General features: G+C 57.5%; 2 protein-coding genes. Both read right to left on the bottom strand.

Annotated elements, in window-relative coordinates:
* On the bottom strand, window positions 1–419 hold a 419-nt coding region (locus C7G61_RS42715), incomplete at its 3' end, for a cysteine hydrolase family protein (RefSeq protein ID WP_190242280.1).
* 69 nt (window positions 420–488) lie between these two features.
* On the bottom strand, window positions 489–1,127 hold the full coding sequence (locus C7G61_RS42720) for an acyl-homoserine-lactone synthase (RefSeq protein WP_190242281.1): 639 nt from the start codon (window positions 1,125–1,127) through the stop codon (window positions 489–491).
* Window positions 1,128–1,410: the final 283 nt, after the last annotated feature.

Below are 1,410 nucleotides of genomic sequence, written 5' to 3' on the forward strand. Positions count from 1 at the left end.
GCCAAGATGCCATGAAGCGCCATCCGATCCAGAGCAAGTGAACGATCCGCATCGACACGCGTCGCGATCAGGTCCGAGAGGAGGCGTACGTCATATCCACGCTCGGCGGCCTGCAGAGCGGCAATGAAGATATCTTCTTCGAGCCAACCTCCTCCAAAGAAAATGATACCGGTCTCGCGTGAAGCCAGATTGTCCGTAAACCGCCGATCGTGCCAAATGGAAAGAGCGTCAACGTCCAGCTGCGTCATCGAGTGCACGAGTTGCTGACCCTTAATCCCGAACGGCTGGCATTCGCCGATGAGGGTCGACGCGACGGCGAACATCTCCAAGCCCGTCTGCAGCAACGAGAAACTGACGTGCCGCGGGGCAAGACCGGCCGAAGCCGGCGTCTCGCCGCGCGTCATATTGATCAAAACCACCCGACTATGTCGTGGGTCTGCAAGCATCTACGTGTCAAATGACCTTGGCTGGATGCTGCTCACGGGGCATCAGGCGGCCGCGTTAACAAGATCCGATGACACAAGCACGGGGCCGTTGACGTCGGCTTGTTCGTACATCCTGTGAAGCGTTTGTTCGGACATGTCGAGAAAGCCGGCGACCGCCATGGTCGATCCGACCTGCTGCGGTGCAGCGATCCGCCTCAATGGCCAGCCCGCTCGCCGAAGAATGCGCTCCATACGTGTATCAGTGACTGTCACGATGCTGTCTGCGCGCGCGCCGCGTACTGCCTCCATCATGGCGGCGAAGAGGATAAACGTTGCGCGGTTGAGACTATTGGGCGCCTGCTCCGCGACAAGACTGGTGTCAACGCAAAAGCGTGAGCTTTCGAGAATTCTTTCGTCATGCGGCGCTGGCGTCCCGCCGAGCAGAACGGGAAAGGTGTCGGCCAACATGGTTGGTCCGGTCGTCGGAAGCAGACGAACCGAACCAACCGGCTCTCCGGCGTCTGACATGAGAATGAGATAAGTCGGCCCGAGAGTGTCATACACATCGAGCTCGAATTCACCCGAGACCGACACTGACCAGTCGAGGCGGTCCTTGAAGACACGGCGCCGCAGCCGATACATCGCCGCGAGCAACTCCAGATGACGACCAAATTGAGAGGTGTGAAGTGCGATGGCATGCATAGCGACCTCCTGAAATTATCGGGAGGCCTCAAAACCAGAAAGAGAGTTGCTAATCGCCTGTCAAATTTTACAGGTAACACTTATTCAGTTTGATTACGCTAGACCTTTTTGGACAGAACACAATACAACATGCCCGGCGCGACGAGCGCCAGGTCTCTTGTGCATCTCGCGAAATGGGAGGGTGTGGATGATTAGGACAACAAACCGCGCCGCAGCGCCTCGGCGACGCATTGGGCAATAGATGCTGCACCTAGTTTGCGGCGCGCGTTCTCAAGATGAAACA

This window comes from Bradyrhizobium algeriense (genome assembly GCF_003062295.1).
Classification (GTDB): Bacteria; Pseudomonadota; Alphaproteobacteria; order Rhizobiales; family Xanthobacteraceae; genus Bradyrhizobium; species Bradyrhizobium algeriense.

Bases quoted from the DNA above. Each gene is read 5' to 3' on its own strand.
- C7G61_RS42720 (WP_190242281.1), bottom strand. From the start codon at position 1,127: ATGCATGCCATCGCACTTCACACCTCTCAATTTGGTCGTCATCTGGAG.